Here is a 26,542-nt window from a genome sequence, read left to right as displayed (position 1 = left end):
CTTCTTCTGGATGCGTCGAGCTGCGTACAGGCCTACGTACCCACCGCCTACTACGAGGATCCTGGGACGCTCCGTGGTGCTCATGCCATCGAGTATCCACCCGGCCGAGGGGGGTCGATCGTGCGCCCCTTCACAAGGTTCCGTGGAGGCTGTGCTACCATCCGCCGCCGACGTGACGGAGATCATGGCGGACAAAGGAACCAGCGTGTAGGGCACCCCGTTGTCAATGCCGCGTGAGCTGCGCCTCCGCGCCGCCGAGACGGTGGACCAGCCTTCCCGGAGGGCCCTGCGGGACCCCTTTGCGACACCGACCTGAACACGTTCAAAGGGCAGTTGAAACCCCAAAAGGGTCAACGCACGCGCTTTTGTCGTCCGACGGGGCCCATTTCCTTGTGAAGAACTTCACGAACTTTCCCGACGGCACGTCACCGAGGGCCCCCGAAAGGCCCCCGGAGACCGCTCAATCGTCGTCCGCCCTGCTCAGACCGCCACCGAGCGGCCCCCGCCCGGCCACCGCGCCACCACCGCGCGAACCACCGCGAGCACCCCTACGCGATCGACCACGCGATGCCGTCGAGGATGTCGTGCTCGCTCACGACGACCTCCTGCGCGTTCGTCCGCTCCATGACGGCCAGGAGCGTCAGGGCCCCGGCCGCGATCACGTCGACGCGGCCCGGGTGCAGGGAGGGGACCGCCGCGCGCTCGGCGTGGGTGGAGGCCAGCAGCCAGTCGGTGACCTCCCGGACCCGGTCGCGGGAGACGCGGGAGTGGTGGATGGCGGCCGAGTCGTACTCCGGCAGCTCCTGCGCCATCGCCGACACCGTCGTCACCGACCCGGCGAGACCCACCAGCGTGCGCGCCTCGCGCAGCGGCACCGTCTCCTCGGCCAGGTCCAGGGCCGCCTCGATGTCGGCCCGTATCGCGGCGACCTGCTCCGCGGTGGGCGGGTCGGTCACCGCGCCGTCGCGCACCAGGTGCCGCTCGGTCATCCGGACGCAGCCGACGTCCACGGAGCGGGCGGCGCGCACGTGGTCGTCGCCGACGACGAACTCGGTGGAGCCGCCGCCGATGTCGACGACCAGGTAGGGCGTGTCGAGACCGGCTCGGCCGGTCAGCTCCTTCGTGGCGCCGGTGAAGGAGAACTCGGCCTCCTGGTCGCCCGAGATGACCTCCGGCTCGACGCCCAGGACGTCCAGCACGCCGCGCACGAACTCGTCCCGGTTCTCCGCGTCCCGGGAGGCGGAGGTGGCCACGAACCGCAGCCGCTCGGCGCCGTGCGCCTTGACGGCCTCGGCGTACTCCCGGCAGGCGGCGAAGGTCCGCTCCAGCGCCTCGGGCGCCAGCCGCCCGGTGCGGTCGACGCCCTGGCCGAGCCGCACGATGGTCATACGGCGGTCCAGGTCGGTCAGCGCACCCGAGGCCGGGTCCAGGTCGGCCACCAGGAGCCGGATGGAGTTGGTACCGCAGTCGATGGCGGCGACCCTGGTCACTGGGCGTCCTCCCCTTCCGTCGCTTGCGTCGCTTGCGTCGCTTGCGTCGCTTCGGTGCCTTCGGTGCCTTCGGTTTCGGAGACCGTCACGCACGGCCCCTTGCGCCACCACTCGGGCAGCATCGCGATCGCCTCGTCGCCCAGCGGGTTGACGCCGGGACCGGCGGCCAGCGAGTGGGCGACCAGCACGTGCAGGCACTTCACGCGGTCCGGCATGCCGCCCGCGCTGGGGAAGCCGGTCAGCTCCTCGATCTCGTCGCGGCGCCGTACGTAGTCCTCGTGCGCGGCGCGGTAGGCGGCGGCCAGCTCCGGGTCGGTGCCCAGGCGCTCGGTCATCTCCTTCATCACGCCGTTCGCCTCCAGCGTGCCGATGGCGGAGGCCGCCCTCGGGCACGTCAGGTAGTACAGCGTGGGGAAGGGCGTGCCGTCGGGCAGCCGCGGCGCCGTCTCCACGACGTCGGGCTGTCCGCACGGGCAGCGGTGCGCGATGGCGCGCAGGCCGCGCGGGGGGCGTCCGAGCTGCTGCTTGAAGGCCGCCACGTCCGCGTCGGTGGGCTCGGTGCGCGGGGTGGTCGGCGGGGGAGTCTGCATGGCTGTCTTCTGCTGGTCTTCCTGTTGAGTCACTGCCGGCGGGCGGCGGCGTCGGCCTTGTCGACCCCGTCCCACACGTTCCGGTACCAGGGGCGGTCGGCGGCACCGGCCTCGGCGCGGGTCTGCTCGGCCGCCTCCGGGTCGACGACGACGAACCCCGTCTCCCCCGGCATCACGTAGTGCAGCCGCAGCCGGATCTGCTGCTCGGCGTAGGCGTCGTCCTGCCAGCGTGCCTTGAGGTCGCGCAGATCCTCGACCCGCTGCCGGGTCTCCCGCTGCTCCCGCTGGAGATCGGCGATCTCCGCGCGCTGGGCGACGTACTGCCGTATCGGGTAGGCGAGGGCCACCACGAGCGAGCAGAACACCATCGCGAGCAGCGCGGCCCGGCCGGTCAGCCGGGAGCGCCGGGCCTGCCGCCTGGTCTGCGAGCGGTAGACCCGGGCCGCGGTCTGCTCCCCGATGATCCGGATCCGCGTCGCGGTGGAGAAACGGTCCCGGTCCTTCACGGCCATGTGGTCTCCGCCTCCCGTGCACGCGCGTACGTCCCCGCACACGGTACGGGACCGGGTACGGGGACGTACGTACGACGCTGCCTTCTACCGGGCCGTCAGCCCTTGCTGTACCTACTGGTTCGCAGAGCGAAACCGCGGGAACGCGCTGCGGCCGGCGTACACCGCGGCGTCGTCGAGGATCTCCTCGATGCGCAGCAGCTGGTTGTACTTGGCCACGCGCTCGGAGCGGGCCGGGGCGCCGGTCTTGATCTGGCCGCAGTTGGTGGCGACGGCCAGGTCGGCGATGGTGACGTCCTCGGTCTCGCCGGAGCGGTGGGACATCATGCACTTGAAGCCGTTGCGCTGGGCCAGCTCCACGGCGTCCAGGGTCTCGGTCAGCGAGCCGATCTGGTTGACCTTGACGAGGAGCGCGTTGGCGGCGCCCTCCTCGATGCCGCGGGCCAGGCGCTCCGGGTTGGTGACGAAGAGGTCGTCACCGACGAGCTGGACCTTGTCGCCGAGCTTGTCGGTGATGGTCTTCCAGCCCTCCCAGTCGTCCTCGAACAGCGGGTCCTCGATGGAGACGAGCGGGTACGCGTCGACCAGCTCGGCGTAGTACTCGGTCATCTCGGCCGCCGAGCGCTCCTTGCCCTCGAAGGTGTAGGAGCCGTCCTTGTAGAACTCGGACGCGGCCACGTCGAGCGCCAGGGCGATCTGCTCGCCGGGGGTGTAGCCGGCCTCCTTGATCGCCTCCAGGATGAGGTCGAGGGCCTCGCGGTTGGAGCCGAGGTTCGGGGCGAAGCCGCCCTCGTCGCCGAGGCCGGTGGCCAGGCCCTTGTTCTTCAGGACCTTCTTCAGCGTGTGGTAGACCTCGGCGCCCCAGCGCAGGGCCTCGGAGAAGGACTCCGCACCGATCGGGGCGATCATGAACTCCTGGATGTCCACGTTGGAGTCGGCGTGCGAGCCGCCGTTCAGGATGTTCATCATCGGCACCGGCAGCAGGTGCGCGTTGGGGCCGCCCAGGTAGCGGAAGAGCGGCAGGTCGCTGGCCTCCGAGGCGGCGTGGGCGACGGCGAGGGAGACGCCGAGGATGGCGTTGGCGCCGAGCGAGCCCTTGTTGTCGGTGGCGTCCAGGTCGAACATGGCCTGGTCGATCAGGCGCTGCTCGGTGGCGTCGTAGCCGACCAGCTCCGGGCCGATCTGCTCGATGACGGCGAGGACGGCCTTCTCGACGCCCTTGCCCAGGTAACGGCCCGCATCGCCGTCACGGAGTTCGATGGCCTCGAAGGCACCGGTGGAGGCGCCGGACGGAACGGCGGCACGACCCGTGCTGCCGTCGTCGAGGCCGACCTCGACCTCGACCGTGGGGTTGCCTCGGGAGTCCAGGATTTCCCGGGCTACGACGACGTCGATGGACGGCACGAGCATCTCCTTCTTCAATGTGACGCTTCGGTGTGACGCGCGGGTCCCGCGGGACCGCGGCGGCTCTGCGGGACCGAGCCTAACCGGCTCCGGGCGATCGGCCAGCCGATCGCCCACCCGCTGGACAGAACCGAGAGTAAATTGTTTCCGAACGGAACAAAGGCGCAATGTGAAAATCCCGCCCCGGTGCGTACGGGGGAACACGCACCGGGGCGGGAGTCGCGGGGGCCGCCGCTCCTTACTTCAGGTGCAGCTGCTGGCCCGGGTAGATCAGGTCGGCGTCGTCGACGATGTCGTCGTTCAGCTTGAACAGCTTCGCCCAGCCGCCCTTGACGTCGTGCTCCGCGGCGATCGAGCTGAGGGTGTCGCCCTTGACGACCTTGTACTCGCCGTCGTCCTTCTCGACCTTCTTGCCGGTCGGGGTGGTGACGGTCTTCTTCTCGCTCTTCTCGGCCTTCGGCTCGGCGGCCGGGCGCTCGGAGGAGCGGGAGGCCTGCTGCTCGGTGGAGCGCTCGGCGGTGGAGCCGCTGCTCTGGCTCTGCGAGCTCTGGGAGCTGCCGGAGCCGCTGTCCTCGGAGCCGCCACCGGTGTACGCGGCGCCCGACAGGCCGGTGCCGCAGACCGGCCAGGCACCCTTGCCCTGACCCGCGAGCACCTTCTCGGCGATCTCGATCTGCTGGGCCTTGCTCGCCTGGTCGGCGGTGGCGGCGTACTGCGTACCGCCGTAGGCGGCCCAGGTGGAGGCGGAGAACTGCAGACCGCCGTAGTAGCCGTTGCCGGTGTTGATGGACCAGTTGCCGCCGGACTCGCACTGGGCGACGGCGTCCCACTCGGACGCGGTGGCGGCGGAGGCGTTGCCGGCCGCCATCAGCGGGGCGGCGACGGCGGCACCGGTGACACCGGCGACGGCGATGACACGGGTGGCCTTGGACGGACGACGGTGCTTGCCCTTGCCGGAAAACAGCATGGTTGATCCCCTCACCGACGCCTGCGAGGTGAGCTGTCGGGTTCGGGCCGGTTGAGTTGCCCGGCCGGGTTCCTCGCGGAACTCGGCTTCACCCCTAGCCGCTCCGGCTCAACTGCCCGGTGCGGCACTTACCTTGGGTCCCCCGCTCCTGCCTGCGGCGCTTGACGCGACGACTGTTCCCGTACGGCCGCTGGCAGGATTCGGCGTTGCGGCTGTCGGGGCCCGCGGTGGCGAGCGGTCATGACCGTAGACACGCGCTCCGCGGATTTTCAAAGACGATCACGGCTTCTGAGACCTATCTCTCACGAGATCCAAAAGGGACATACGGTCTCTAACCGTGACGCGAACTCCCCCTACTTTTCGCCCGATTCGCCCGTGACCGTGAGCGTCTGACCGGGCAGGATGTGGTCCGGGTCGGCACCCACGACGGCCTCGTTGTCGGCGTACAGCGCGGTCCACCCGCCGTCGACCTCAAGGGAGTCGGCGATGGCCCACAGGCTGTCGCCGGTGCGGACGACGTAGCGGTCGGCGCCGGCCTCTCGGGCGTCGCCGTCGCGCGAGGCGTGCCGCCCCGTCGCGGTGTCCACGAGGCCCTCCTTGCCGACGCCCTCGTCCGCGCTGTCACCGCGGTGCCGGCCGGCGCCGGACGAGCCCTCGGTTTCCCGCGGTTCGGCACTGACGGAGGGGTCGGATTCGGACGATGTGCGCGGCTTGGCCGTTTGGTCAGCCTCATCGGTCGAGCCGTCCGCCGTACCGGACGAGCCGTCAGACGAGGCGGACGAAGGGAGGGAAGACGGGGAGGAAGAGGCCGAAGGGGACGAAGAGGGCGCTTCGGAAGTCGACTCCGGTGTCTCGGTCACACCGGACGAGTCGGTCGAGCCGGACGACGGGGACGACTCGGGCGTTCCGGTGGTCGCGGGCGATTCGGACGACTTGGTGGTGTCCGCCTCCCCCGACGCGCCCGAACCCTCCGACGCACCGTCACCGGCCGCTCCCGAGCCGCCGGCCGCGGTCCCGGAGTCGTTGCCCAGGCCGGCCAGCAGTCCGCAGGTCGGCCAGGCGGCGATGCCCTGGTCCGCGTGTATCTTCTCGGCGATTCTTATCTGCTGGGAACGACTGGCCCGGTCGGCGCTGGGGGCGTAGTCCAGGCCGCCGTACTGCTCCCAGGCCTCCTGGGACAGCGCCAGGCCGCCGTAGTACCCGTTGCCCTTGTTCTGGCTCCAGGCGCCGCCGGTCTCGCACTCGGCGACCTGGTCCCAGTTCGCCCCGTCGGCCGCGTGGGCGCCGGTGGCGCCGAGCAGCGGGATCGCGATGGCGGAGCCGGTCACTCCGGCGGCGACGACCAGAGCGGGTGCCTGGCGGGGGCGGCGGTGACGACCGTTCCCGGAGAGCATGCGACGACCTTTCACAAGACGACGGGGACACGCGGCGGATGACGCTCGGCACCACGTTGATCCGTGAACGTATAGGGAGATCATCGCTTGTCACAAGTTCATGCCGCGCAGATCACGTGAAGATCACAGAGTTGAGCGCGTGTCACTTTTGCGTCGGCGACGAACCGTTGCCGGCCGAGGGCGCGGGCGGGGTGAAGGAGACGGGCAGGGTGCGCAGGCCCCGCATGATGAGGCCGCCGCGCCACCGGAGTTCGGCCGGGTCCGCGGCGAGGCGGAGGTCGGGCAGCCGGGTGAGGAGCGTGGCCAGCGCCGTCTGGCCCTCCAGCCGGGCCAGCGGGGCGCCCAGGCAGTAGTGGATGCCGTGGCCGTACCCGAGGTGCTGGCTGTCGCGGCGGGCCAGGTCCAGGGTGTCCGGGTCGGTGAACCGCTCCGGGTCCCGGTCGGCGGCGGCGAGGACGACGAGGACGGGGTCGCCGGCCGCGACGTGCTGTCCGCCGATGGTCAGCGGGCGGGTGGCGAAGCGCCAGGTGGCCAGCTCCACCGGGCCGTCGTAGCGCAGGAGTTCCTCGACACCGGTCTCCAGCAGGCCGCACTCCCCGGCGGCCAGGGACGCCTGCAGCCGCTGCCGCTGCCCGGGGTGGGTGAGCAGGGCGTAGGTGCCGTTGCCGATCAGGTTGACCGTGGTCTCGAACCCGGCGAAGAGCAGGATGAAGGCCATCGCCGCGGCCTCGTTCTCGGTGAGGTGCTCGCCGTGGTCGGAGGCGCGGATCAGGCCGGAGATGAGGTCCTCGCCGGGCGCGGGCCCGGGCGGCAGCGCGGCGCGCTTGCGGTGGATGAGGTCGGCGAGGTAGCCGCGCATCTTCTTCACCGACCGGGCGACGCCGCCCCGCGGGCCGCCGCCGTGACGGATCATCATGCCGGCCCAGTCCCGGAAGTCGTCCTGGTCCTCGCGCGGGACGCCGAGCAGGTCGCAGATGGCGTAGATGGGCAGCGGGAAGGCGAACTCGTGGATCAGGTCGGCGGAGCCGGTGGCGGCGAACCGGTCGATGAGGTCGTCGGCCAGCTCCTGCACCCGGGGGGCGAACTCGGCCACCCGGCGGGGCGTGAAGGCCTTGCTGACCAGCCGTCGCAGCCTGGTGTGGTCGGGCGGGTCGATGTTGAGCAGATGGGTCATCAGCTCGGCCTTCCGCTCCCCCGGAATGCCGGTCTTGCCCTTGGCGTGCGCGGGCTCGTCGTGGTGGGCCGGGTTCTTGGACAGCCGCGGGTCGGCCAGGGCCTGCTTCGCGTCGGCGTACCGGGTGACCAGCCAGGCCTCCACTCCGCTGGGCAGCCGGGTGCGGTGCACGGGGGCGTGCTCACGCAGCCAGGCGTAGGCGGGGTAGGGGTCGCTCGCGAACTCCCAGGTGAACAGCTCGGGTGCGGGACCGGACGCCGGGCCGGGGGCGGGCCGGTGCGCGGTCATCCCTCGACCGCCCTGATCGCGTCCCGGTAGGCGCGGGCGGCCGCTCTCAGGGCCGCCTCGGGGTCGGTGCCCTCGGACTCGGCGCGGGCGGCGAGGGCGAGCAGTGCGTAGCCGACGCCCTCGCCGGCGGGCAGCGGGACGTCGAGACCGGCGGTGCGGACGCGGAAGTGGAGCTTGGCGGCGAGGGCGAGGCCGGGCTGGCCGAGCGGGACGCCCTCGGTGACCGAGGTGCGCTGCTTCTCGACGGCCTTGGTGCGCAGCCAGTGCTCGCGGACCTCCTCGGGGGTGTCGGCCGTCTCGTCGCCGAAGACGTGCGGGTGGCGGTGGATGAGCTTGTCGACGATGGTGGCCGCCACGTCGTCCACCGAGAACGGGGCGTCGGGGTCCTCCTCGGCGATGCGGGCGTGGAAGACGACCTGGAGGAGCACGTCGCCCAGCTCCTCCCGCAGCTCGTCGCGGTCGCCGTCCTCGATGGCCTCGACCAGCTCGTACGCCTCCTCGATGGCGTACTTGGCCAGCCCCTTGTGGGTGCGCTGCGAGGACCAGGGGCATTCGAGGCGGATGCGGTCCATGACCTGGACGAGGTCGAGGAGGCGGGCGCCCGGCAGGTCGTAGGAGGCGGGGAGCAGCTCCAGCTCGGGCATGGAAACGCGTCCGGAGCCGGCCAGGCGGGCCAGGCCGTCGGTGAGCGCGGGGTCACCCTCACCGGTCGCGACGACCACCGCCGTGCGGCCCCCGGCGCAGGCCTCCACCAGCTCCTCGGCGGTCGGGGCCGCCTCGTCGACCCGGATGCCCGCCTCGCGCAGATAGGGCAGCTGCGGGTGGGCTCCGTCGGCGCACAGGACGCGGTCGGCGGTGCGCAGCACCTGCCAGGCGGGCCAGGACAGCAGGCCGGGGGCGACCCGGTGGCTGGTGGTGAGCAGGACGATGCGGCCCTGGTCGGGGGCGGTCGGACCGGCGGTGGTTGCGTTCACCCTCCGAACCTAACGCACCCCGTCGACGGCCCCCCGAGTTGTCCACAGGGGGCCGTATCGCCGCTGCTCAGCGGGGCGATGCGGGGCTGTGCGGAGCTATGCGGGCTGCTGGGTCCCGGCCGCCGTGATCTCCCGTACCCACGGGGTCCGGGTGTCGACGCGGCTGCTCTTCTGGACGTCCCAGGTGCCGTAGCGCGGGTTGAGGTCGACGTCGAGCTTCTTGGAGGCCTCGGACAGGGCCTGCCAGAACTCGGGCCGGCTGGTGTCGGTGCCGAGGCTCTGGGCCAGCTTCTGCGCCTCCAGCTGGACGAGGAGGTTGTCGTCGAGGCGGTCGGGGGCGACGCCGTACTGCTGGAGCCAGACCGTCTCCAGCTGCTCGGGGCCGCCCGCCTGCTCCTCCAGCTCGCCGCGCATGTCCTGCACCTCCTTGCGGCTGACGGTCACACCGGCGTCCTGGGCGGCGCGGTGCAGGACCCGGTCCAGGACCATGCCGTGCAGGGTGTCGCGGGTGAGGGTGCCGGTGCGGGCGACGACCTGCTGGTACTGGGTGTCGTCCGGGACGGCGGCGCGCTGTGCCTCGCGCACCTCGTCGACGCGGCTCTCCAGCTGGGCGACGGTGATCCGCTGGTCGCCGACGACGGCCGCCGCGCCCGGATGCGCGTCGTTGCCGCAGGCGGTGAGCAGGGGCGCCGCTGCGGCGATCGCGGCGGTGAGGAGAAGCGCGGGGCGACGGCGGCTGCGGCGGTGCAAGGGAACCTCCCGTTTGGAGATTGTGCGACGGTGCACAAAGTCTTGCGATGATCGATGTTAGGCAGTGGCCCGGCTCTGGCCAACCCATTGGACCAACGATTCATCAGGACTTCGGGCACCGCCTCGCGCCCGCCCGCACCGGCGGCCGCCGGCCGGTGATCAGCCGCGCACCTGGCCCAGCCACTGCAGCGTGCGCCGGATGTCGGCGGCGAGCGGGTGGCCGGGGCCGTGGACCCGCTCCACGTCGTGCAGCAGCCGGGCCAGCGTGTCGTGCGCGGCGGCGCGGTCGCCGAGGGCGAGCAGCAGGTGGCCGATGCGGCGGCGGACGTCGTGGGCCAGGTCGGGGTCGCCGGAGACGTACTGGTTCTCGTAGTACGGCAGCAGGGCCCGGTACTCGGCGAGGGCGGCGGCCGGTTCGCCGAGCTGCTCCAGGCACTGGGCGGCGTCGTAGCGGTGGCGCAGGGACTGCGGGTCGGCCTGGCCGGCCTCGGCGGCGCGCTCGTCGGCGAGGCGGCGCAGCTCGGGCAGGGCGCGCCGGTACTGGCCGTCGTCCATGAGGGTGGCGGCGTACTGCTTGCGCAGGGTGCGCACGACCGGGGAGCGTTCGCCGTGCTGCTCGGCGGCCACGGGCAGGATCGCGCCGAGGATGTCGACGGCCTGGGTGATGCGGCCCTCGCCCAGGAGGCGCTTGACGTCGTCGACGGCGCGGGCGACGTCCGGTTTCCCGGCCTCGGCGGCGGCCGGTACGGGTGCCGGTCGCGGCGCGGGGGTGCGGGCGCGGTCGGGCCAGGGGGCGTGCGGGCGCACGAAGGGGCGGGTGGGGTCCAGGGGGCCGCCGGAGGGCACGCCCCGTGCGGGCAGCAGCGGCGCCAGGTGCTCGTAGACCTCCTGGGCGGAGTCCGGGCGGTGCTGCGGGTCCTTGGCGAGCAGGCGCAGCACCAGGGCTTCGAGCACCTCGGGGACCTCGGGGCGGATGCGGCGCACGGGCAGCGGGGGCTCGTACAGGTGCCGGTGCAGCACGCCGAGGGCCGTCGACCCGGCGAACGGCACGTCGCCGCTGAGCAGTTCGTGCAGCAGCACGCCGAGCGCGTACAGGTCGGTGTAGGGGCCGACGGCGCCGCCCATGGCCTGTTCGGGCGCCATGTAGGCGGGCGAGCCGATGGGGGTGCCGGTGTGGGTGAGGCGGGTGGTGTCGGCGTCCATGACGGAGGCGACGCCGAGGTCGAGGACGGTGACGCTGCCGTCCTGCTTCACCATCACGTTGCGCGGCTTGAGGTCGCGGTGGACGATCGGCACGGCGTGCACGGCGCTGAGTACGGCGCACAGTTGCGCGGCGACGGCGACGGCCCACTGCCAGGGGTAGGGCTCGTGCTCGGCGAGGTGGTCGGAGAGGTCGGCGCCGTCGACGTACTGCATGACGAGGAACAGCTCCTCGCCCTCGCTGCCCGCGTCGTGCACCGTGACCAGGCCGGGGTGGTCGACCTGGGCGGTGATCCGGCACTCGCGCACGAACCGGCGGCGCAGTTCGTCCGCCTCCTGCCCGGCCACCTTGTCGGGGCGCAGCAGCTTCACCGCCACGCGCCGGTCCAGGCGCCGGTCGTAGGCCGTCCAGACCTGGCCCATGCCGCCCTGGCCGATGAGCGTGGACAGCTCGTACCGGCCGGCGACGACGCGTCCCGTCGCCACGGTCACCTTCCGCCCTGCCGGCCGCCGTCGCGGCCGTCGTGGTTGCGCAGGTAGTCGCTGAGTTCGTCGAGTTCGGCGCGGACCTGGTCGATGCGGGCGGGGGCCGGGTGGTGCTGCGGCGGCGCGACGGGGTGTCCGGGCACGGGGTGCTGGAGGGGGGCGGGCGGCGCGTACGGCCCCACCGGGTGCGGCGGGCCGTAGTGCGGTCCGGCGAAGGGGGCGTGGGGCGGCGGGTGACCGGCGAAGGGACGCGGGGCGGCGTGCAGACGTATGTCGATCACCAGGAAGTACGCCGTGGCCGCCGCTCCGATCAGCAGGAGCCCGGCCAGCGCGGCGTCCGTCCGGTGGTCCGTCTCGGGCAGCGAACCGACCACGGCCAGGCAGGCGATGGACAGGGGCATGCTCACCCACGCGGCGGTCCAGTCGTACCAGCGTCCGCGCAGGACGGCGACCCGGAACAGCGGTACGCAGGCGAGCAGACCGCAGGTCAGGAAACCGGCGGCGGCGTACAGCACGCGCAGGGTGATGACCATGGACGCGCCGCGGGCGGGCGGCGGTCCTGCGCTGTTGCCGTACATGACTGCTCCTGGACCGGTGGTGCCGACGTGCCGGACGGGCGGGGCCGTTCGGAGTGGGAGTCCGAGCGTATAGGCCCGCACGGACAACGGGTCACGGTTGTACCGAACCGTTGCCGGGCCGCCCGGCGACCGGTCACCGGCCCGGGTCGACCGTGCCGTCCGTGAGCCCGTCGTACATGCCCCGTACCAACTGCTCCCCCAGGCGGCCCGCGAGCCGCAGCGCGCGCTCGAACTCGTCCAGGGCGCGGAAGCGGTCGCCGTAGCCGCGCTGGGCGTCCAGGGGCAGCCGGGGCAGTTGGAGGCGTCGCACGTCGAGGCGGGTGGCGGTGGAGGCGTGGCTGCTGGCCCGCCGGTGGTTGGCGGTGCCGCGCAGGAACCCGGCGAGGAACCAGGGGTCCAGGGCGGCGGGGTCGGGGCGCAGCAGCACGAGGTTGCGCCCGAGCGCGGCGCCGGAGGTGGCCTCGTCGATCACGCGCGCGACGGAGCCGCCGCCGAGGACGGGCACGACGACGTCGCCCGGTTCGGTCAGCACGGGTTCCTCGTCGCCCTCGGGGAGGGTGCCCGAGGGGCCGGTGCCGGCGAGGACGTCGTGGTCGGTGAGCAGGGGTACGCGCGCGTGGCCGCCGTTGGTCCCGGTGCGCAGGGTGAGGGCGCCGCCGCGGGCGAGTTCACCGACGGTGGTGAGCGGCCGGTGGGGGGCGGCGCCCGCGGTGCCGGGGGGTTCGGGGGTCAGCTCCGCGGTCAGCCGCAGGGTCTCGTCCAGGCGCTCGCGCACCTCCGTGAGCGGTGCGGTGTCACCGGTGGCGCCGGGGGGCGGCAGGTGGCGGGCGGGGGCCAGGTCGACGTCGTCGTCGAGGAGTTCGACGACGGGCAGCGCGCGGGCCGGGCCCGGCCGTTCGTCGAGCCGTCCGGCGCGGTCGAAGTCGCCCCAGGCGCCGAGCACCGTCTCCCGCACGGACCGCCAGTCCGGTCCGCCGCGCCCCTCCCCGGCGAACTGCCCCGCGTCGGCGAGCAGCAGCCAGGGCTGCGCGGCCGCCCGCTCGGGGCGGCGCAGCACCCACAGGTGCAGGGGGAGGTTGTACGGCGGTGCCGCGCCGGCCGGCAGGGCGATCACGGCGCGCAGCGCGCCCCGGCGCAGCAGGTCGGCACGGACCCGGCGGCCGGAGCGGCGGGAGGCCGCGGCGGGCGGCATGAGGACGACGACGGTGCCGCCGTCCCTGACCCGGGCCAGGGCGTGCTGCACCCAGGCCAGTTCGGACTCGGTGCGGGCCGGGAAGCCGTACTCCCAGCGGGGGTCGTAGGCGAGTTCGTCGTGGCCCCAGTTGCGCTCGTTGAACGGCGGGTGGCACAGCGCGGCGTCGGCGCGCAGGCCCGGGCGGGCGTCCGCGCGCAGGCTGTCCCCCGCGGCGATCCGTACCGCGGCGTCCGTGCTCAGGGCGAGCCGCAGCGCGGTGACCGCGGCCAGTGCGGGGTCGCTGTCCTGGCCGTACAGCTCCTGGCCGGGCCGGGCGGCGGCGCGGAGCAGGGATCCGGTGCCGCAGGCGGGGTCGAGCACGGTGCGGGCGGGGCCGGCGAGTTCGGCCATCAGGTCGGCGAGCGGCTCCGGGGTGAGCGTGTACTGCCGGGGGCTGGCGTCGAGGTGCCGGCCGAGCAGGAATTCGTAGGCCTTGCGGGCGCCCGGTCCGGCGGCGAGTTCGGCGGCGCCGCGCAGGAGCGGCACGGAGGGGAGCAGCCGGGGGCCGGGCGGGGTGGGGACGGCGCGGTCGGGCCCGGGGCCGAAGCGGGCGTCGAGCACCTGGTCGAGGGCGGCGGGCAGCAGGGCGGCGAGGCGTTCGTCGGAGCCGGCGCTCGCCTCCAGCCAGAGGGTCGGGCGGTCGTGGACGAGCAGGAGGGCGCAGCCGGCGTGCACCAGGGCGGCGGCCGGTCCCTCGGGGTGGCCGACCAGTTGCTGCCAGACGCGTTCGCGTGGGGGGACCTCGGCGAGTTTGCCCTGGGCGCGCAGCCAGGCCTCGACGTCGGCGAGGGCGAAGGAGGGGCTGGTCTCGGTGCCGCCGACCGGTTTGGGGAAGTCCGCGTGGCGGCGCCGCCAGTTGCTGACGGCGGCACGGCCGACGCCGGCGAGCCGGGCGATTCCGGCGGCGGTCACCTCTGTCCCGTTGTCCTGCACGGTCGGGCCCCCTCGTCCTGGTGTGTGAGGCCGATCCTACCGAGGAACGCGACCGAGCCCGATTCACATCGTGTACAGACCACTCCCCGTGAACCGTGTTGACTCGGTTCACAAGCTCTGGTCTTATTGACGCATCGAACCGGTCGGGGCAATGGGCCTCGGTTCACGGTCGATCGACCTGTCTCTGGGGAGAGGACTGACGTCATGGGCATGAAGACCAAGATCGCGCTGGGGGCCGTGGTGGGGATCGCCGTCATCGGCGCGCTGTCGGCCAACGCGGGCGACTCGGACGGCGACGCCGGCAGCGACGACCGGACCTCGGCGAGCGCGGGCGAGAAGCCGGGGAACGCGAAGGCGGGTGACGACGCCGGGAAGGACGGCGCCTCCGACGCGAAGCCCGCCGAGGACAAGGCCGAGGAGAAGGCGTCCCAGGCCGAGCGCTTCAAGGCGTTCGTGCAGAAGAACGGGACGCCCAAGGAGAAGGACGCCGTCTCCCACGTCACCAAGGTGCAGGGCGCGGACGAGCAGAACGACATCCTCGACTCCGCCGACGTCTACACCGACTTCACCGGCGGCATCATGGGCGAGGGCACCGGCCCGGCCAAGCTCATCGCCTCCGCGTTCGCCGACTGGAAGGACAGCGAGAACGGCCTCGTCACGATCTACGATGCCGACGGCGAACTGCTCGGCAACGGCCAGTTCTGAGCGCCGTACCGCGCTCACTCTTCACCGAGAATCCCCGGGGGGATCCACCATGCGCCCTCGCGCGCGCCGCACCGCACTCACCGCTCTCCTCCTCGCCGCGGGCGCCACCGCCTGCCTGACCGGCTGCCAGTCCGGCCAGGACGGCGACAGCGCGTCCGACGGGACCGCCCGGTCCGCCGCATCGTCCGGCGGGTCGGCGACCACGTCGCCGTCGGCCTCCGCACCCGGCTCCACCGCGTCACCTGCGGCCACCTCCGCATCGGCATCGGCACCGGCGTCCGGCGAGCCGTTCGCCGGGCTGACCGCCGAGGAGATATCCGAGCGGGCGCTCAAGGCCACCACCGGCGCGCGCTCGCTGCGCATGACCGGCAGCGTCCCCGACGAGGAGAGCGGGAACACCATAAAGATCGACATCGCCCTGGACCGGCGGGGCGACTGCGCCGGGACGATGGGCATGGACGGCCAGGGCGAGGCCGAGTTGATCAAGACGGGCGACACGCTCTACCTGAAGTACGACGAGCGGTTCCTGCGGGCGCAGAGCAAGGGCCAGCCGCAGGCCGACACCGAGGCCGTCGTGTCCCTGCTGGCCGGACAGTGGACCAGCATGTCCGCCGGCGGCGCGGACGCGAAGGAGATGGCCGGGTTCTGCGACCTGGACAAGCTGCTGGAGGACGCCGGGGGCGACGGCGACGACGGCCCGACGAAGGTGACGCGCGGCAAGGCCACCACCGTCGACGGCACGCCCGCGTTCACCCTGCACGAGACGGACGGCTCCGAACGCAGCACGGTGTACATCGCCACCGAGGGCAAGCCGTACCTGCTGCGCTTCGAGAGCGGGTCCGAGCGGGAGCCGGGCGCCCTGTCCTTCACCGGCTACGACGAGCCGGTGCCCGCGCAGAAGCCCTCCGGCGAGATCATCGACCTGGACGACCTGGGCGGGATGAGCGCCTGACCCGCACGGCATCCGGCCCGCGCCTCACCCGCGGGCCGCGGCGACCCCGAAGCCGTCCATGTAGTCGCGGGCCCGCGTGATCAGCCCGTCGTCGACGTGGAGCACCAGGAGACCGGGGACGGTGATCCCGGTGCGCCCGGGAGGCCGCGTCCCCACGACGACGTGCTCGGCGACGATCACTCCGGGCCGGGCGGTGTCGTGGGCCGCGACCTCCCTGACCTCCTCCACCCGGACCGGACTGGCCCCCCAGGCGGCCCGGTACCCGGAGCGCACGGCCTCGCGCCCCTCGAAGCGCTCGGGGAAGCCGGGCGAGGTGAACGGGAACTCGTGCACCCCGTCCACCGCGTACAGGTCGGCGAGGTCGTCCGCGGACTTGTCGAGCATGGCCCGGTAGTAGCGGGCCAGCACCTCGCGCGGGGTGCGGACAGCGGGCACGTGCGAGGGCGGCATGATGACCACTCCATTCGCTCAACAACTGTTGACCCAACCACGGTAGAGCGCCCGCCGCGCTCGGTCAACGGATGTTGAGTGAATGGCGCTAGAGTGGTGCGGTGCCCACGCCCCACCAGTCCCGCGCAGCGCGTCGCCGAGCGACCGAGGCCCGCATCCTGGACAGCGCACGGGAGCTGTTCGCCGAGCGGGGCTTCGACCGCACCACCATCCGCGCGGTGGCGGCCTCGGCGGGCGTCGACCCGGCCCTGGTCATGCAGTACTTCGGCTCGAAGCGGGAGCTGTTCACCGCGGCCGTGCAGGCGGTGCCCGCGGCGCCGCCGACGGCCGGCCCAGACGCACTCGTCGACCAGCTGCTGGCCACCCTCGGCCTCAAGCTCGGCGGCCTGCCCGAGGGCACGCTGGCGATGCTGCGCTCCATGCTCACCGACCCGGCGGCGGCCGACCACGCCCGGGCCGCCCTGGGCCGCCAGATCGACGGCATCGGCGCCGCCCTGCCCGAGGACGCCGACGCCGAGCTGCGCGCCGCGCTGGTCGTCAGCACGCTGCTGGGCGTCGCCGTCGGCCACCAGCTGCTCGGCCTGTCACCGCTCCGGGACGCCCCGGCCGACCGGATCGCCGCCCTGCTCCGCCCGGCCCTCGCGGCGCTGACGACACCGACGCACTAGCTCCAGCGGCGTCAGCCCCGGCACTGCTCCGACATCATCGCCCGGTCCGCCTCCGTCACCGCCAGCTGGTACTTGACGGCGACCTGGGCGAAGCGGACGGCGTACGCGCACCGGATCGACTTGGCGGGCGGCAGCCAGGAGGCCGGCCCGGAGTCGCGCTTGGCGGAGTTGGCGCGCCCCTCGACGGGGAGCAGGTTGAGCGGGTCATTGGCCAGCTGCTCGCGTTTGCCCTCCGGCCAGCGCGAGGAGCCCATCTGCCAGCTGTAGGACAGCGGCACGACGTGGTCGATCTGGACCTCGCTCGCCTTCTGCTTGCGCCATTCGATGCTCGTCCCGGTGTACGGGTCGTCCAGCGTCATCGCGATGACCACGCAGTCCGAGCCCGACCTGAAGCGCACCTGCCGACCGTCGCGCTTCAGCAGGTCGTTGCGGGTGTCGCAGCCGTTGCGGGCGAGTGGCACGCCGTCCGCGGTGTCCATCCAGGCGTAGCCGAACTCGTCGCGGTCGTAGCCCGTCTTCGGGCCGCGCCCCTTGGTTTGCAGACCGTCGATCAGCTTGCGGGCCGTCGCCCGCGGGCCGTCGCCGGTGACCGGGGCGAGGCCCGGTGCGGTGCCGTCCGGGTTGTCCAGCGGGCTGACGGCGTGGCCGGAGGCGGGCGCCTCGGCGCCGCCGCCCGAGGCCGGGGCGTCGCCGTCCGCGTCCAGGCCTTCGCAGCCGGTCACCAGGGCCAGGGCGAGGACCGCCCCCGCGGCCCATCCGGTACGGATCCTGCTGTGCCGCCTCATGCGCGCCCCTCCCCTTGCCGTTCGCGGCAACCACCGTAGCGAGGGAGAGGTGAGCACCATACCGGGCCTTAGGCGGGCGTTAGTGGGCACACGGAACATATCTGTCGTACCGTCGACAGTGAGTCACGTCTCGGAAGGAGCTCTGCATGGGCATCCTCGACAAGATGAAGAGCATGGCGGGCAAGGACAAGGACAAGTCAAGGAAGATGTCCGACGCCGCCGAACGCCAGGTCAACCAGAGGACCGGCGGCAAGTACGAGAAGCAGGTCGACGCCGCGCAGCAGCAGGCCGAGGGCAAGCTCGGCTTCGGGCGCGATCAGGGCGGCGGCCGGGAGCAGCGGTAGCCGCTCCCCGCGACCGGACACGGCGAAGCCGTCCACGGAACTGTCCCCGTGGACGGCTTCTGCGTGTTCCTGCGTGCTCCCGCGTGCTCCCGCTTGCTCCTGAGTGCGCGGCCCCCGCAGCCGCGGCCCGTGTGCGGACGGGCCGCGGCTGCGGGTGCTACGACCCGAGGATCGAGGTGAGGAACTCGCCCACCCAGCCGAGCAGTTCCCGGCCGACCAGCGGCTTGCCGCCCACCTTCGCGGTCTTCGGGCGCGGTACGAGCACCTGGTGCGTGCCCGGCTTGATGACGCTGCCGGGGTAGAGCCGCTTGAGCCTCAGCTCCTGGGACTCGCGCAACTCCACCGGCGCGAACCTGATGTTGTTGCCCTGGAGCACGATCTCGCCGACGGCGCACGCCCGCGCGAGCATCCGCAGGCCCGCGACCAGCAGCAGGTTCTCCACCGGCTCGGGCAGCTTGCCGTACCGGTCGACCAGCTCCTCGCGTACGGCCTTGATGTCCTCCTCGCTGTTGGCGGAGGCGATGGACCGGTACGCCTGGAGCCGCAGCCGCTCGCCGGGGGCGTAGTCGTGCGGGACGTGCGCGTCGACGGGCAGCTCGATCTTGACCTCCAGCGGCGGCTCCTCCTCGACGCCGCCCTCCAGGGAGGCCCGGTAGTCGGCGACCGCCTCGCCCACCATGCGCACGTACAGGTCGAAGCCGACGCCCGCGATGTGGCCGGACTGCTCGCCGCCGAGCAGGTTGCCCGCGCCGCGGATCTCCAGGTCCTTCATCGCCACGTACATGCCCGCGCCCATCTCGGTGTGCTGGGCGATGGTGGCGAGCCGCTCGTGCGCGGTCTCCGTCAGGGGCTTCTCCGGCGGGTAGAGGAAGTAGGCGTAGCCGCGTTCGCGGCCGCGCCCGACCCGGCCGCGCAGCTGGTGCAGCTGGCTGAGGCCGAAGTTGTCACCGCGCTCGACGATGAGGGTGTTGGCGTTGGAGATGTCGATGCCGGACTCGACGATGGTGGTGGAGACCAGCACGTCGAACTTCTTCTCCCAGAAGTCGACGACGACCTGCTCCAGGGCCTGCTCCGACATCTGGCCGTGGGCGGTGGCGATGCGCGCCTCGGGGACGATCTCGCGCAGCTTGGCCGCCGCGCGGTCGATGGACTCGACCCGGTTGTGGATGTAGAAGACCTGGCCCTCGCGCAGCAGTTCGCGGCGGATGGCGGCGCCGATCTGCTTGTGCTCGTAGGGGCCGACGAAGGTCAGCACCGGGTGCCGCTCCTCCGGCGGGGTGGTGATCGTGGACATCTCGCGGATGCCGGTGACCGCCATCTCCAGGGTGCGCGGGATGGGGGTGGCGGACATGGTGAGCACGTCGACGTTGGCGCGCAGCTTCTTCAGCTGCTCCTTGTGCTCGACGCCGAAGCGCTGCTCCTCGTCGACGATGACCAGACCGAGGTCCTTGAACTTCGTCTCGGAGGAGAACAGGCGGTGGGTGCCGATGACGATGTCCACCGAGCCCTCGCGCAGGCCCTCCAGGGTCGCCTTCGACTCGGTGTCGCTCTGGAAGCGGGACAGCGCCCGCACGTTCACCGGGAACTGGGCGTAGCGCTCGCTGAAGGTCCCGAAGTGCTGCTGCACCAGCAGGGTGGTGGGGACCAGCACGGCGACCTGCTTGCCGTCCTGGACGGCCTTGAAGGCGGCGCGGACCGCGATCTCCGTCTTGCCGTACCCGACGTCGCCGCAGATCAGGCGGTCCATCGGGACCGTCTTCTCCATGTCGTCCTTGACCTCGGCGATGGTGGTGAGCTGGTCCGGGGTCTCCGCGTAGGGGAAGGCGTCCTCCAGCTCGCGCTGCCAGGGGGTGTCCGCGCCGAAGGCGTGGCCGGGCGCCGCCATCCGCGCGCTGTAGAGCTTGATCAGGTCGGCGGCGATCTCCTTGACCGCCTTCTTGGCGCGGGCCTTGGTCTTGGTCCAGTCGGCGCCGCCGAGGCGGTGCAGGGTGGGGGCCTCGCCGCCGACGTACTTGGTGATCTGCTCCAGCTGGTCGGTGGGGATGTAGAGCCGGTCGCCGGGCTGGCCGCGCTTGGCGGGGGCGTACTCCACGACCAGGTACTCGCGGGTGGCGCCCTGGACGGTGCGCTGCACCATCTCGATGTAGCGGCCGACGCCGTGCTGCTCGTGGACGATGTAGTCGCCCGTCTCCAGGGTGAGCGGGTCGATGGTCTTGCGGCGCCGGGCGGGCATCCGGGCGCCCTCGCGGCCGGCCGCCTTCTGGCCGGTCAGGTCGGTCTCGGTGAGCACGGCCAGCTTGAGGGCCGGGTCGACGAAGCCGTGGTCGACCGAGCCGCAGGAGACGTGCACGACGGAGGGGCTGAGGGTGGCGAGGTCCTGGTCGAGGCGGGCGGCGATGCCCTCGCCGCCGAGGACCTCGACGGTGCGGGCGGCCGGGCCGTGGCCCTCGGTGAGGTAGACCGCGCGCCAGCCGTCGGCGAGCCAGCCCTTGGTGTCGGCCAGCGCCCTGGCGGTGTCGCCGCGGTAGGTCTCGGGGGCGTGCATGCCGAGCTTGAGGGTGTCGGCGTCGTCGAGTGCTTCGTCGGCGGCGAACGGCGAGACCGACCACCACATCATGTCCAGCTCGCGGGCCCGCTCCCGGACGTCCGCGATTGACCACAGGGAGGCCGCGTCCACGTCGATCGGCGCCTCGCCCCCGCCCGCGGTGGCGGCCCAGGAGGCCTGGAGGAACTCCTGCGACGTCGCCACCAGGTCGGCGGCCCGCGTGCGTACCCGCTCCGGGTCGCAGACCACGGACATCGCGCCCTTGGGCAGCACGTCGAGCAGCAGCTCCATGTCGTCCACGAGGACCGGCGCCAGGGACTCCATGCCCTCCACCGCGATGCCCTCGGCGATCTTGCCGAGCAGTTCGCCCAGCTCGGGGTGGTCCTCGGCGAGGGCGGCGGCCCGCTCCCGCACGTCCGGGGTCAGCAGCAGCTCGCGGCAGGGCGGGGCCCACAGGCCGTGTTCGGCGACCTCCAGGGAACGCTGGTCGGCGACCTTGAAGTAACGGATCTCCTCGACGTCGTCGCCCCAGAACTCGACGCGGAGCGGGTGCTCCTCGGTCGGCGGGAAGACGTCCAGGATGCCGCCGCGCACGGCGAACTCGCCGCGCTTCTCCACCAGCTCGACCCGCGCGTACGCCGCTGCCGCCAGGGCTTCGACGACCTCCTCCAGGTCGGCGCTCTGCCCGGTGCGCAGGGCCACAGGCTCCAGGTCGCCCAGGCCCTTGACCTGCGGCTGGAGCACGGAGCGCACGGGCGCGACGACGACGGAGACCGGGCCGGTCTCGGGGTCGTCGGGGCGGGGGTGGGCCAGGCGCCGCAGGACGGCGAGGCGGCGGCCCACGGTGTCGCTGCGGGGGCTGAGCCGCTCGTGCGGGAGGGTCTCCCAGGACGGGTACTCCACGATGCCCTCGGGCGGCAGCAGGGAGCGCAGCGCCGCGGCCAGGTCCTCCGCCTCGCGTCCCGTCGCCGTCACCGCCAGCACCGGGCGGCCCGTCTCGCGGGCCAGGGCGGCGATCGCGAAGGGGCGGGCGGCGGGCGGGCCGACCATGTCGACGTGCATGCGGTTGCCGTCTGCGGCCGCCGAGATCGCTTCCGCGAGGGCGGTGTCCTTGACGACGGCGTCTAGCAGACCGTGCAGGCTCATTCGGGGCGCTTTCCGTGCGGGGGTGTACAACACGACGGGCCCGACGCGCGCTGCGGGCCGGGGTGTCTCCAGCGTACGTCTCTCCGCTCGGGCGCGTCGGGGGCTGTGGACGACGTCGGCCGAGTGGTGGCCGGTGCCTCGGTGGACGTACCAGGGGGCTCCGCCCCCTGGACCCCCGGGCCTGCGCCCACCCACCACCCGACTCGGTAGGCCAAGAAGTGACCCGAAAGAGGCCCGGCGCCTCCGTCCCGTTGGGACGTCGGCGCCGGGCTCTCCTCCGCAACCCCCGTGTGCGGTGGCTGTCGGGCCGGGTGCTACTCGGTCGCGATGGCGTTCAGGACGTTCATGCGGCCCGCCCGGAAGGCCGGGACCAGGGCGGCGAACAGACCCACGAAGGCCGAGCCGATGAAGACCCCGATGATCGTCGGCCAGGGGATGTCGAGGACGTTCAGGCCCTCCAGGGCGAGCAGCTTCTGGGCGGTGGCGCCCCAGCCCATGCCCAAGCCGAGGCCGAGCAGGGCACCGAAGAGGGCGATGACCACGGACTCCATGCGGATCATGCGGCGCAGCTGGCGGCGGGAGAGGCCGATGGCCCGCATCAGGCCGATCTCCCGGGTCCGCTCGACCACCGACAGCGCCAGGGTGTTCACCACACCGAGGACGGCGACGATGATCGCCAGGGCGAGCAGGCCGTACACCATGTTCAGCAGCTGGCCGATCTGGTCCTTCAGCTCCTGCTTGTAGTCGGTCTGGTCGGCCACCTGGTACTGCGGGTAGGCGTCCAGCGACTTCTTCAGCGCGGCGTACGCCTGGTCGGCCCGGCCGTCCTCCGCCTTGGCGAACATGATCGTGTTCGGCGGGACGTTCTCGGCCGGCAGGTACTTCTCCATCGTCGCGATGCTGATGTACCGGGCGCCCTGGTCGATGGCCACGTCGTCGCTGGTGATCGCGGCGACCTTGAGCTTCGCGGTCTCACCGCCCTTGAAGGCGACCGAGAGGGTGTCGCCGACGTGCACGCCGTGCTTGGCGGCGTAGTCCGAGCCGACCGACATGGCGTCGGTGCCGTAGGCGGCGGAGAGCTTGCCCTCCGTCGTCACGCGGCGCACGTCCTCGGCGTAGGTCGGGTCGGCGGCCGTGACGCCGTCGTCGTCGGTCTTGCCGTCGGGCGAGGTCAGCGTGGCGTCGAGCGTCTTGTAGCGGGTGACGTGCTCCAGGCCGGGCGTGTCGGTCATGGCCTTCTCGGCCTGCGGCACGATCCGCTGGTTGCCCTGGACGATGAAGTCGGCGCCGACCGTCTTGTCCAGCTCACTGGTGGCCGAGGCGACCATCGAGGAGCCGACGACGGACAGGCAGGCCACCAGCGCGAGGCCGATCATCAGCGCGGCACCGGTGGCGCCGGTGCGGCGCGGGTTGCGCAGGGCGTTGCGCTCGGCCAGCCGGCCCACCGGGCCGAAGGCGCGCAGCAGCACCGCGCTGATCACCCGGACCACGAACCCGGCCAGCAGCGGGCCGATGACGACGAAGCCGATCAGGGAGAGCACGATGCCCGCGCCGAGCATCATCGAACCGTCGCTCGCCTTGTCGGCGGAGGCGGCCGTGAGCAGGGCGGCGGCGCCGGCGCCGGTGAGCACCAGGCCGATCAGGCCGCGTATCCAGCCGGCCTTGCCGTCGGCCGGCGTGCCGGCGTCGCGCAGGGCGGCCATCGGAGAGATCTTCCCGGCCCGGCGGGCGGGCAGGTAGGCGGCCAGGACGGTGACCACGACGCCGAGGATCAGGCCGGTCACGGGGGTCGCCGTCTTGATGGTGAGGTCGTCGGTGGACAGGTTCATGCCCGCCGCCGACATCAGCTTCATCAGGCCGACGGCGATACCGACACCGGCCGCGACGCCGAGCACCGAGCCGACGATGCCGAGGAGGAACGCCTCGACCAGCACCGAGCGGTTGACCTGCCGGCGGGAGGAGCCGATGGCCCGCATCAGGCCGATCTCGCGGGTGCGCTGGGCGACCAGCATGGAGAAGGTGTTGATGATCAGGAAGATGCCGACCAGGAACGCGATCCCGGCGAAGCCGAGCATGGCGTACTTGATGACGTCCATGAACTCGCCGACGTCCTCGCGGCCTTCGTCGGACGCCTCCTTGGCCGTCTGGATCTTGAAGGTGCCGTCCAGGGCGGCGGAGACGCTCTGCTTGAGCTGCGCGTCGGTGACACCGGTGGCGGCGGTGACGTTGAACTGGCTGAACCGGTCCGCGCCGCCGAGCAGTTCACGCTGGGCGGTGGCGGTGTCGAAGTAGACGACCGCGGCACCGGGGTTGGTGACGGTGAAGGAGGCGATGCCGACGATCCTGGCCTTGAAGTCGCCGGTCTGCGCGATGGTGCGCAGCTCGTCGCCGATCTTCAGGTCGTGCTTGTCGGCGGTGTCGGAGTCGACCATCGTCTCGCCCGGGCCGCGCGGGGCGTGGCCGGAGGTGATCTCCATGGACCGCAGGTCGTTCTTGGTCCAGTTCCCGGCGAGGGTCGGGGCGCCGCTGGTGGCTCCCACGTTGTCGTTGTCCGAGTCGACGACGGTCACGTTCATCGAGACGACCGCGCCCTCGACGGACTTCACGCCGTCGACCGAGCGGATCTTCTCCAGTGTGGACGCGGGCAGCGACTCGGGCACCCCGTTCTGCGGGGTGTCCTCGGCCTCGGCGTCCTTCGGGGCGACCGTCACGTCGGAGGAGGTGACGGCGAAGAGCTTGTCGAAGGTGGTGTTCATCGTGTCGGTGAACACCAGGGTGCCGCACACGAACGCCACCGACAGCAGCACCGCCACCGCCGAGAGCGCCATGCGGCCCTTGTGCGCGAGGAAGTTGCGCATCGAGGTCTTCACGACGGTCATGACGTGCGCCCCCGGGCGTCGAAGTCCTTCATCCGGTCCAGCACGGCCTCCGCGGTGGGCTTGTGCATCTCGTCCACGATCCGGCCGTCGGCGAGGTACAGCACCCGGTCCGCGTAGCTGGCGGCCACCGGGTCGTGGGTGACCATCACGATGGTCTGGCCCAGCTCGGTGACCGAACGGCGCAGGAAGCCGAGCACTTCGGCGCCCGCCCGCGAGTCCAGGTTTCCGGTCGGCTCGTCACCGAAGATGATCTCGGGGCGGGCGGCCAGGGCCCGCGCCACCGCCACCCGCTGCTGCTGGCCGCCGGAGAGCTGCGTGGGCCGGTGCTTGAGCCGCCCGGCGAGCCCCACGGTCTCCACGACCCGGTCCAGCCACGCGCGGTCGTACTTGCGGCCGGCGATGTCCATGGGCAGCGTGATGTTCTCGATCGCGTTGAGCGTCGGGAGCAGGTTGAACGCCTGGAAGATGAAGCCGATCCGGTCCCGGCGCAGCTGCGTGAGCTTCTTGTCCTTCAGGCCGGTGATCTCCGTCTCGTCCAGGTAGATCTGACCGCTGGTGACGGTGTCCAGGCCGGCCAGGCAGTGCATCAGCGTGGACTTGCCGGACCCCGAGGGGCCCATGATCGCGGTGAACTGGCCGCGCGCGATGTCCACGTCCACGTGGTCGAGGGCGACCACCCGGGTCTCGCCCGATCCGTAGGCCTTCACGACCTGCCGCGCCCGCGCGGCAACGGCCGTACGCCCTCCAGTGCTCCCGTGCATGGGAATACTTACGGCCGATGTCATGTCATTTCTCCTATGTCGGTCATCGAGTGAGCCGCCGGTGCCGCGACCGTCGTGGTGTGGGTGCCGTGCTGCGGTGCCGTGCTGCCGTCTCGCAAAGTCTGGCCGGAACCGGGGGGCGACCGCGCTGGTGTTCAGCGCAGTCTTCTACTGAGGAAAACCCCACCCCCGCGGGTCCGGTTCACCGCCCCCCAGCGGTGTAAAGCCAGACTAAGGACGCCCCCGGGCCGCTCTCGTCCTCCGTCGGTACGAACCCTCCCCGACCCGTAGTACGGAGGTACCCCTAGGGGCAGTCCACCCTTCGGTGGAGCGGATCTCGGGGTCGTCCTCCACCCTGGGACGCACCGAGCATCCACCCTCACGCGGCGTCAGGAGCAAGCCCGCACCGCGGGACCGGCTACCCCGGCACGTCGCACCGCGGGACCGGCGGCCCCGGCACGTCGCACCGCGGGACCGGCATCCCTGGCACGTCGCACCGCCCGCCGCCCGGGCACGCACACAAACCGACCGATCAGTTTGGCCAAAACGCAGCGTGCCGCCCAACCCGCGAGTAACGTGCGTGGCCCCCACCCCCCACCTCCTGCGGTCCGCCGCTCGGACCCAAGCCGCGCAAGGAGAACCGGGATGACCTACGACCCGTCCCCGTCGTACCCGCACCGCCCACCACCACCGCCGCCCCCGCCCGCGTACCCTCCGAGGTCCCGCACCCACCGCGCACCCCGCCGCGACCCGCTGGGGCACCACAGCGACCTGCGGATCCTGCGCGGCGCCTACCGATGGCAGCGGCGCACCGCCACACTCACCGCGCTCGGCTACTTCACGCTGTTCCTGGCCCTGTCCGCGTACGCGCCCGGGCTGATGACCGGCACCGCCGTCGCCGGGCTGCCCACCGGGCTGCTGCTCGCCCTGGCCCAACTCCCCGTCACCTGGCTCGCGATCGCGCTGTACGAGTACACCGCCCGGCGCCGCGTCGACCCGCTCGCGGACCGCATCCGCCAGGAGGCCGCGCTGGACGCCCGGCGGGGGGCGGGCCGGTGACGGAGTTCAGCGGCAACGCGCAGACCATGTCCCTGGTCGGTTTCACCGCCGTCGCCACCGTCACGCTGCTGCTGTGCGTGATGACCGGCCCCGACCGGGACGACCTCGACGAGTTCTACACCGGGTACAGCTCCCTGTCCCCCATGCGCAACGGCCTCGCGATCGCCGGCGACTACATCTCGGCGGCCTCGGTGCTCGGCACGGGCGGTGTCATCGCCCTCTTCGGCCACGACGGCGTCGTACTGGCGCTCAGCACCGCGCTGTCCCTGATGCTGCT

The 26,542-nt window shown here is 72.4% G+C and carries 24 protein-coding genes and 1 riboswitch; of the genes, 6 read left to right on the top strand and 18 right to left on the bottom strand.

The genetic code is table 11. The annotated features are described in order from the left end of the window. The 13 genes from K7854_RS34020 to K7854_RS33960 all read right to left on the bottom strand — a co-directional run. On the bottom strand, nucleotides 1–186 hold a 186-nt coding region (locus K7854_RS34020; protein ID WP_226030415.1), incomplete at its 3' end, for a hypothetical protein. A 362-nt stretch (nucleotides 187–548) separates the two neighbouring features. Beyond that, nucleotides 549–1,490 (bottom strand): Ppx/GppA phosphatase family protein, encoded by a 942-nt coding sequence (locus K7854_RS34015; RefSeq protein ID WP_226030414.1) that lies wholly within the window; start codon nucleotides 1,488–1,490, stop codon nucleotides 549–551. Beyond that, nucleotides 1,487–2,080, bottom strand: coding sequence for a DUF501 domain-containing protein (locus tag K7854_RS34010; protein WP_226030413.1), 594 nt, complete (start codon nucleotides 2,078–2,080; stop codon nucleotides 1,487–1,489). The genes K7854_RS34015 and K7854_RS34010 overlap by 4 nt, the downstream gene beginning before the upstream one ends. A gap of 29 nt (nucleotides 2,081–2,109) precedes the next feature. Beyond that, on the bottom strand, nucleotides 2,110–2,592 hold the full coding sequence (gene divIC / locus K7854_RS34005) for a cell division protein DivIC (protein ID WP_226030412.1): 483 nt from the start codon (nucleotides 2,590–2,592) through the stop codon (nucleotides 2,110–2,112). A 111-nt stretch (nucleotides 2,593–2,703) separates the two neighbouring features. Beyond that, the gene (gene eno / locus K7854_RS34000) at nucleotides 2,704–3,993 is read right to left on the bottom strand and encodes a phosphopyruvate hydratase (protein WP_226030411.1); all 1,290 of its coding nucleotides are present in this window, start codon (nucleotides 3,991–3,993) and stop codon (nucleotides 2,704–2,706) included. A gap of 238 nt (nucleotides 3,994–4,231) precedes the next feature. Beyond that, nucleotides 4,232–4,960, bottom strand: coding sequence for a resuscitation-promoting factor protein RpfA (gene rpfA / locus K7854_RS33995; protein ID WP_226030410.1), 729 nt, complete (start codon nucleotides 4,958–4,960; stop codon nucleotides 4,232–4,234). A 3-nt stretch (nucleotides 4,961–4,963) separates the two neighbouring features. Further along, nucleotides 4,964–5,130: riboswitch (cyclic di-AMP (ydaO/yuaA leader) on the bottom strand. A gap of 183 nt (nucleotides 5,131–5,313) precedes the next feature. After that, nucleotides 5,314–6,354, bottom strand: coding sequence for a transglycosylase family protein (locus tag K7854_RS33990; protein WP_226030409.1), 1,041 nt, complete (start codon nucleotides 6,352–6,354; stop codon nucleotides 5,314–5,316). 142 nt (nucleotides 6,355–6,496) lie between these two features. Continuing rightward, complete coding sequence (locus K7854_RS33985) at nucleotides 6,497–7,816, bottom strand: cytochrome P450 family protein (RefSeq protein WP_226030408.1); 1,320 nt, start codon at nucleotides 7,814–7,816, stop codon at nucleotides 6,497–6,499. Next, the gene (locus tag K7854_RS33980; RefSeq protein WP_226030407.1) at nucleotides 7,813–8,790 is read right to left on the bottom strand and encodes a nucleoside triphosphate pyrophosphohydrolase; all 978 of its coding nucleotides are present in this window, start codon (nucleotides 8,788–8,790) and stop codon (nucleotides 7,813–7,815) included. Before K7854_RS33980 ends, K7854_RS33985 begins: the two co-directional genes overlap by 4 nt. Nucleotides 8,791–8,886: 96 nt before the next feature. Next, nucleotides 8,887–9,540 carry a SurA N-terminal domain-containing protein gene (locus tag K7854_RS33975; RefSeq protein WP_226030406.1) on the bottom strand — a complete coding sequence of 218 codons (654 nt, stop codon included), beginning with the start codon at nucleotides 9,538–9,540 and terminating at the stop codon, nucleotides 8,887–8,889. Between the two features lie 159 nt (nucleotides 9,541–9,699). Next, on the bottom strand, nucleotides 9,700–11,190 hold the full coding sequence (gene pkaE, locus K7854_RS33970; protein WP_264088078.1) for a serine/threonine protein kinase PkaE: 1,491 nt from the start codon (nucleotides 11,188–11,190) through the stop codon (nucleotides 9,700–9,702). Between the two features lie 38 nt (nucleotides 11,191–11,228). Next, nucleotides 11,229–11,804 carry a hypothetical protein gene (locus K7854_RS33965; RefSeq protein WP_226030404.1) on the bottom strand — a complete coding sequence of 192 codons (576 nt, stop codon included), beginning with the start codon at nucleotides 11,802–11,804 and terminating at the stop codon, nucleotides 11,229–11,231. A 133-nt stretch (nucleotides 11,805–11,937) separates the two neighbouring features. Beyond that, on the bottom strand, nucleotides 11,938–13,971 hold the full coding sequence (locus K7854_RS33960; RefSeq protein WP_226030403.1) for an N-6 DNA methylase: 2,034 nt from the start codon (nucleotides 13,969–13,971) through the stop codon (nucleotides 11,938–11,940). 204 nt (nucleotides 13,972–14,175) lie between these two features. On the opposite strand from K7854_RS33960, the gene K7854_RS33955 reads away from it, so the two are divergent. Beyond that, the gene (locus K7854_RS33955) at nucleotides 14,176–14,676 is read left to right on the top strand and encodes a hypothetical protein (protein ID WP_226030402.1); all 501 of its coding nucleotides are present in this window, start codon (nucleotides 14,176–14,178) and stop codon (nucleotides 14,674–14,676) included. Between the two features lie 49 nt (nucleotides 14,677–14,725). Further along, nucleotides 14,726–15,628 (top strand): hypothetical protein, encoded by a 903-nt coding sequence (locus K7854_RS33950; RefSeq protein ID WP_226030401.1) that lies wholly within the window; start codon nucleotides 14,726–14,728, stop codon nucleotides 15,626–15,628. A gap of 24 nt (nucleotides 15,629–15,652) precedes the next feature. Here K7854_RS33950 and K7854_RS33945 read toward each other — a convergent pair whose 3' ends face one another. After that, on the bottom strand, nucleotides 15,653–16,078 hold the full coding sequence (locus K7854_RS33945) for a nuclear transport factor 2 family protein (protein WP_226030400.1): 426 nt from the start codon (nucleotides 16,076–16,078) through the stop codon (nucleotides 15,653–15,655). 101 nt (nucleotides 16,079–16,179) lie between these two features. Here K7854_RS33945 and K7854_RS33940 point away from each other — a divergent pair, with 101 nt between their 5' ends. Further along, complete coding sequence (locus K7854_RS33940) at nucleotides 16,180–16,746, top strand: TetR/AcrR family transcriptional regulator (RefSeq protein ID WP_226030399.1); 567 nt, start codon at nucleotides 16,180–16,182, stop codon at nucleotides 16,744–16,746. Between the two features lie 11 nt (nucleotides 16,747–16,757). Here the strand turns inward: K7854_RS33940 and K7854_RS33935 are convergent, their stop codons facing one another. Next, nucleotides 16,758–17,531 (bottom strand): HNH endonuclease family protein, encoded by a 774-nt coding sequence (locus K7854_RS33935; protein WP_226030398.1) that lies wholly within the window; start codon nucleotides 17,529–17,531, stop codon nucleotides 16,758–16,760. A gap of 146 nt (nucleotides 17,532–17,677) precedes the next feature. Here K7854_RS33935 and K7854_RS33930 point away from each other — a divergent pair, with 146 nt between their 5' ends. Beyond that, nucleotides 17,678–17,875 (top strand): antitoxin, encoded by a 198-nt coding sequence (locus K7854_RS33930; protein WP_226030397.1) that lies wholly within the window; start codon nucleotides 17,678–17,680, stop codon nucleotides 17,873–17,875. A 157-nt stretch (nucleotides 17,876–18,032) separates the two neighbouring features. Here the strand turns inward: K7854_RS33930 and mfd are convergent, their stop codons facing one another. The 3 genes from mfd to K7854_RS33915 form a co-directional block, all read right to left on the bottom strand. Further along, nucleotides 18,033–21,566 carry a transcription-repair coupling factor gene (gene mfd, locus K7854_RS33925; protein WP_226030396.1) on the bottom strand — a complete coding sequence of 1,178 codons (3,534 nt, stop codon included), beginning with the start codon at nucleotides 21,564–21,566 and terminating at the stop codon, nucleotides 18,033–18,035. A 314-nt stretch (nucleotides 21,567–21,880) separates the two neighbouring features. Next, complete coding sequence (locus K7854_RS33920; protein ID WP_226030395.1) at nucleotides 21,881–24,445, bottom strand: ABC transporter permease; 2,565 nt, start codon at nucleotides 24,443–24,445, stop codon at nucleotides 21,881–21,883. Then, the gene (locus K7854_RS33915) at nucleotides 24,442–25,230 is read right to left on the bottom strand and encodes an ABC transporter ATP-binding protein (RefSeq protein WP_226030394.1); all 789 of its coding nucleotides are present in this window, start codon (nucleotides 25,228–25,230) and stop codon (nucleotides 24,442–24,444) included. The genes K7854_RS33920 and K7854_RS33915 overlap by 4 nt, the downstream gene beginning before the upstream one ends. A gap of 621 nt (nucleotides 25,231–25,851) precedes the next feature. On the opposite strand from K7854_RS33915, the gene K7854_RS33910 reads away from it, so the two are divergent. Together K7854_RS33910 and K7854_RS33905 are read left to right on the top strand one after the other, a co-directional pair. Continuing rightward, nucleotides 25,852–26,265 (top strand): DUF485 domain-containing protein, encoded by a 414-nt coding sequence (locus K7854_RS33910; RefSeq protein WP_226030393.1) that lies wholly within the window; start codon nucleotides 25,852–25,854, stop codon nucleotides 26,263–26,265. Nucleotides 26,266–26,291: 26 nt separating this feature from the next. Next, nucleotides 26,292–26,542 (top strand): sodium:solute symporter family transporter (locus tag K7854_RS33905; RefSeq protein ID WP_443732438.1); only part of this gene is annotated, 251 nt, incomplete at its 3' end.

The organism is Streptomyces hyderabadensis (assembly GCF_020404845.1).
GTDB classification, from domain to species: domain Bacteria; phylum Actinomycetota; class Actinomycetes; order Streptomycetales; family Streptomycetaceae; genus Streptomyces; species Streptomyces hyderabadensis.
The sequence above is the reverse complement of the archived record's forward strand: the minus strand, read 5'-3'. Positions and strand labels throughout refer to the sequence as shown.

Excerpts from the sequence above, each read along its gene's own strand:
- K7854_RS34010 (WP_226030413.1), bottom strand. The coding sequence starts at position 2,080 with ATGCAGACTCCCCCGCCGACCACCCCGCGCACCGAGCCCACCGACGCG.
- divIC (WP_226030412.1), bottom strand. The coding sequence starts at position 2,592 with ATGGCCGTGAAGGACCGGGACCGTTTCTCCACCGCGACGCGGATCCGG.
- rpfA (WP_226030410.1), bottom strand. The coding sequence starts at position 4,960 with ATGCTGTTTTCCGGCAAGGGCAAGCACCGTCGTCCGTCCAAGGCCACC.
- K7854_RS33990 (WP_226030409.1), bottom strand. The coding sequence starts at position 6,354 with ATGCTCTCCGGGAACGGTCGTCACCGCCGCCCCCGCCAGGCACCCGCT.
- K7854_RS33985 (WP_226030408.1), bottom strand. The coding sequence starts at position 7,816 with ATGACCGCGCACCGGCCCGCCCCCGGCCCGGCGTCCGGTCCCGCACCC.
- K7854_RS33965 (WP_226030404.1), bottom strand. The coding sequence starts at position 11,804 with ATGTACGGCAACAGCGCAGGACCGCCGCCCGCCCGCGGCGCGTCCATG.
- K7854_RS33955 (WP_226030402.1), top strand. The coding sequence starts at position 14,176 with ATGGGCATGAAGACCAAGATCGCGCTGGGGGCCGTGGTGGGGATCGCC.
- K7854_RS33950 (WP_226030401.1), top strand. The coding sequence starts at position 14,726 with ATGCGCCCTCGCGCGCGCCGCACCGCACTCACCGCTCTCCTCCTCGCC.
- K7854_RS33945 (WP_226030400.1), bottom strand. The coding sequence starts at position 16,078 with ATGCCGCCCTCGCACGTGCCCGCTGTCCGCACCCCGCGCGAGGTGCTG.
- K7854_RS33935 (WP_226030398.1), bottom strand. The coding sequence starts at position 17,531 with ATGAGGCGGCACAGCAGGATCCGTACCGGATGGGCCGCGGGGGCGGTC.
- K7854_RS33930 (WP_226030397.1), top strand. The coding sequence starts at position 17,678 with ATGGGCATCCTCGACAAGATGAAGAGCATGGCGGGCAAGGACAAGGAC.
- mfd (WP_226030396.1), bottom strand. The coding sequence starts at position 21,566 with ATGAGCCTGCACGGTCTGCTAGACGCCGTCGTCAAGGACACCGCCCTC.
- K7854_RS33920 (WP_226030395.1), bottom strand. The coding sequence starts at position 24,445 with ATGACCGTCGTGAAGACCTCGATGCGCAACTTCCTCGCGCACAAGGGC.
- K7854_RS33915 (WP_226030394.1), bottom strand. The coding sequence starts at position 25,230 with ATGACATCGGCCGTAAGTATTCCCATGCACGGGAGCACTGGAGGGCGT.
- K7854_RS33910 (WP_226030393.1), top strand. The coding sequence starts at position 25,852 with ATGACCTACGACCCGTCCCCGTCGTACCCGCACCGCCCACCACCACCG.